The organism is Mycobacterium sp. (assembly GCF_049683935.1).
Classification (GTDB): Bacteria; Actinomycetota; Actinomycetes; order Mycobacteriales; family Mycobacteriaceae; genus Mycobacterium.
Genome location: NZ_JBAUJR010000007.1, coordinates 1 through 3,830, shown reverse-complemented (window position 1 = coordinate 3,830; position 3,830 = coordinate 1). Strand labels below are relative to the sequence as shown.

General features: G+C 66.2%; 6 protein-coding genes and 1 pseudogene. 2 read left to right on the top strand and 5 right to left on the bottom strand.

The window, feature by feature from the left end:
- Positions 1 to 493: SGNH/GDSL hydrolase family protein (locus tag WA965_RS00390; protein WP_526446880.1), on the top strand; the 493-nt coding region annotated here is incomplete at its 5' end.
- Positions 494 to 502: 9 nt separating this feature from the next.
- Positions 503 to 1,342, top strand: coding sequence for a DegV family protein (locus tag WA965_RS00385; RefSeq protein WP_526301766.1), 840 nt, complete (start codon positions 503 to 505; stop codon positions 1,340 to 1,342).
- Positions 1,343 to 1,416: 74 nt separating this feature from the next.
- On the opposite strand, the gene WA965_RS00380 is transcribed toward WA965_RS00385, so the two are convergent.
- From WA965_RS00380 to WA965_RS00360, 5 genes and pseudogenes are all read right to left on the bottom strand, one after another.
- Positions 1,417 to 1,722: a hypothetical protein gene (locus tag WA965_RS00380; RefSeq protein WP_526301768.1), complete on the bottom strand. Its 306-nt coding sequence runs from the start codon at positions 1,720 to 1,722 to the stop codon at positions 1,417 to 1,419.
- Between the two features lie 205 nt (positions 1,723 to 1,927).
- A pseudogene (locus WA965_RS00375) lies at positions 1,928 to 2,119 on the bottom strand (dihydrodipicolinate reductase); the annotation flags it as partial.
- 67 nt (positions 2,120 to 2,186) lie between these two features.
- Positions 2,187 to 2,945, bottom strand: a complete 759-nt coding sequence (locus WA965_RS00370; RefSeq protein ID WP_526301770.1) for a TIR domain-containing protein — start codon at positions 2,943 to 2,945, stop codon at positions 2,187 to 2,189.
- A 53-nt stretch (positions 2,946 to 2,998) separates the two neighbouring features.
- Entirely contained in the window at positions 2,999 to 3,310 is a 312-nt protein-coding gene (locus WA965_RS00365; RefSeq protein WP_526301772.1) for a hypothetical protein, read from the bottom strand.
- A 215-nt stretch (positions 3,311 to 3,525) separates the two neighbouring features.
- Entirely contained in the window at positions 3,526 to 3,747 is a 222-nt protein-coding gene (locus tag WA965_RS00360) for a hypothetical protein (RefSeq protein ID WP_526301774.1), read from the bottom strand.
- Between the last annotated feature and the right edge of the window lie 83 nt (positions 3,748 to 3,830).

Genomic DNA, 3,830 nt, shown 5'->3' with positions numbered 1-3,830 from the left:
GTCGGGGATGGATTCGCTGCCGTCGCCGCTGCCGACGGCGCTGCGCGAAATGATCCGTTACGTCCGGCCGCCGTGGCTGCGCCGCTGGGTGCGCGACGGCTACGGCTGGGCGCAGCCGAAATTCTCGCCGATCGCGCGAGCCGCACTGCCGCCCCACCTGACCGTCGAATACCTCGAGATGACCAGAGCGGCAATCGACTTCAACCGTCCCGGCATTCCGGTGGTGGCGTCCCTGCCGTCAGTACACATCGCGCCGACCTATGGAATGGCCCACCACGGAAGGCCCGGAACAGTCGAGGCGATCAGCCGGTGGGCATCCGAGCACGAGATACCTCTGGTCGATCTCAAGGCGGCGGTGGGGGAGCAGGTGATGAGCGGCCGGGCCAATCCGGACGGCATCCACTGGAATTTCGAGGCGCACCGGGCGGTGGCGGAACTGATGATCAAGGGCCTGTCCGAAGCGGGCGTGCCGCTGTCCGATTCGCGCGGTTAGCCCAACGTCATGTCCGTGGTGGTGGTCAGCGACTCGTCTTCGCGTTTGCAGCCCGAGGACCTCAAGCGGTGGAACATCCGCGAGGTGCCGCTGCATGTGCTGGTCGACGGCATGGATCTGCGTGACGGCATCGACGAGATCCCGTACGACATCCACGATCGGCCCAAGGTGACGACCGCCGGTGCGACGCCTGCCGAACTGGTCGACACCTACCGGCAGGCGCTGATCGACAGTGGTGGCGACGGCGTGGTGGCGGTCCATCTGTCAGCCGCGTTGTCGAGTACCTACGGCGCGGCGGTGACGGCGGCGCGCGAGTTCGGCCCGTCGGTGCGGGTCGTCAACTCGCGGTCGGCGGCGATGGGTGTGGGATTCGTCGCGATGGCCGCTGCTCGATGTGCCGCCGACGGTGGCGACATCGAGTCTGTCGAAGCCGCGGCACGATCCGCGATGAGCCGGGCTCACGTGTTCCTTGTTGTGCACCGCTTGGACAACCTGAGGCGCAGTGGGCGCATCCGTACCGCCGCGTCCTGGCTGGGTACTGCGCTGTCCCTGAAACCCCTGCTGTGTCTCGACGTCGACGGGCGACTGGTCCTCGACCAACGGATCCGCACCGTCACCAAGGCCCATGCCGCGATGGTGGATCGGGTGGTCGAAGTGGTGGGGGAGAATGCTGCCGACGTCGTGGTGCATCACGTGGACAACCATGACGCCGCCGACTCGCTGGGTGCCACGCTGACACAACGACTTCCGCAGTTGTCGTCGCTCACCGTCGCCGACATGGGACCGGTGTTGTCCGTGCACGTGGGTGGCGGCGCGGTCGGGGTCGCGGCCGTGGTGGCACCGTCCTAGGTGCTGTGGGTCGGCAGCTTGTAGACAGACAAAAGGGGCACCTCCTGGAGGAGGTGCCCCTTTTGGTGGGGGGGTTAGTTGACGTCGACGAAGTAGACGTGGCCGGTGATCTCGAGGACCTGGTCGTCGCCCTGGGCGTCCCAGACGTATTCGCGGATCGGCAGGCCCTGGCGGACCGAGGTGACGCCGGCTTCGGACAGTGGGGTGCTGCCCTGGCGGTTGACGATGACGCGGTTGCCGTCGGCTTCCAGTGAGCTGATGGTGTCTGCGGCGGAGCCTCCGGCGGGGGCGGCGGCGGCGGGCGCTGCCAGACCGATCAGGGTGGCGGCGAATCCTGCGACAGCGGCTGTGGTGGCGGTGATGATGGTGGTGTTCTTCATTGTTCTGCTCTTCCCTATGTGTCGGGCCGGAGCCGTGGAGCGAGTCACGCGGTTTCGACTTCTTTGTGGTGATCTTGTTGGTTCTGATGGCTTAAACCGGCAGGTCAGGGGTTTCATTCCACTGGCAGAAATTGAACGGCCGATGGCAGAAACACCTCGGTCGCGCGCACGAACACAACACACTCCACCCCACGAAGGGTGAGCGTCACACCGACGAGCGTCCGGTGATCGGCGGGAGATCGGCCAGCGTCACGATTCCCGGAGGCGCGGCGACAACCATGGGGACGGCGTTGGTCACCGGCATCGCGGTGTAGATCATGCCCAGCCCCATGAATCCCGGTTCGGTCCAGTCCTTGGGCGGTAGGCAGTGCACCACGGTGCGCATGTTCGGCAGGCGCAATATCGCGCTAGGTTGCACAAAGTAACCCGGATCCCGTTTGAGTCGCTGCGGCGGGGGCCGCGACTTACAGAGCGGTGCGGTCGACGTTGATCCCGGCGCCTTCAATCTCGCGAGTCAGCAGGATCTTCCATGCTCCGGCATCATCGACGGCGATGTGAACGACGCCGTCTGTATCGCTTGGCCGCTCGACCTCGGCCTTATAGAGCAGAGCGACGTTGCTCCGGCCTAGAGCTGCGAAGAAGTAGCCGAGCTCGAAGATGACGTTTTGACGGGCTCGCGGCATGTCATCGACGTCTGACTTCTTCCGCCCAAGGTCGTCGGGCGTAGCGAGAACGACCGCGTACCGAGCGGTCGCGGCGAACCGTTCGAGCTTCTCGATCACCGTGTCGCCCCCGCTAACCTGCTCATGGAGAATCACCGGCTCATCACCGGTCAGCTTCGCCAGAAACCGTGCGACCGTCTCCTTGAGCCCGTCGTCGTGCCCATGAACAATGAAAACCTTTGTGCGCGTTGACATATCGAGCGATCTCGACTTCTGCGCTTCCTCCGTCAGATTCACCTGCGTAATTGCTGCTCGAAGTTTCGCTACCGCCTGCAGCACACCGCGACGCTTCGCGGCTTCGACATCAGCCCTGGTCGTGCCGTCGAACATCGCGCCCAGGGTGTATCTCGTCTTGTCGAACTGCGCGACCAGCGGATCATCGGGCCCGACTGCGTGACGCAGGACGACTCCGGCCTGCGCCTTCCACGCTTCGAAGTCCTTCGGTTGCCCGTCCCCGGCCTCGTCGATAAGGGCCTGCAGCCGCTCCTGCTTCGTGCTCATACCAAGGAAGCATCCCAGAAATGTGACCTCGGGCTCCGCGCGCCCCCCGTCGATCAGATTCCGTAGAACCGGGCCTGCTGTGAGAGCAGCTGTAGGGCCTCCTCACCCGCCTCAGGGTCGCCGGCCATCGCTCTCGGCCACACCGCCGCGAGCAGAGCCTCCGACCGCTCGATGAACAGCGCCCGGCCGGTCGGCGTCATTACCCCGGAGACCCCTCCGCGCAGACGTAGCTCGCGAGCGACGATGTTCCCCACCGATTGATGCGACCGCAGCCCGACCCGGCGTGCGATCTGCCGGTAACTCGCACCCGCAATCATCATCCGCAGCACCAGGTCATCGCGTATCCGACGCTCCTCAGCACGCACCGTCCCACCTCCTCGCGGTGTCCAGTTTCATCTGGGGGGAGAGGCCCACCACCTGCGGCGTGGGCCGGGAGATCGGCGTGCCCGCGCGAGGGACCCCTATACCCCCCTGATGGCTCACTGGGGGCACGTCGTCCGGGCGTCGGGACCGGAAAGGTCGGCGGGTGACCGTTGGTGGCTGCGGGTCGTGTGAGGGGCTGTCTGGGGTGCAGTGACGATCAGGCTGCGGAGGGGTTCCGGAGTTCGATGACCGGCCAGCCTTCGACCTCGGCGTCGGTGGCCCAGTGCCCACCGTTGGCCGGGTGCATGACGCCCCATCGGTCCGGCCCGGCCGTGACGGCGACGGCACCGAACTGGTCGGCCTCGGGATCTTGCTGTTGCCGGACCTCAGGCGCGGGGGCCGGTGCCGGGGACTGCGGGACTGTATCTGCTGCTGCCATCTCTGGATCCTGTTCTCTTAGGCGGGAGAGACCCGCGTGGGCGTGCCAGGGGGTCGCGGCGAGGCCGGTGGACGGGCGGGAAC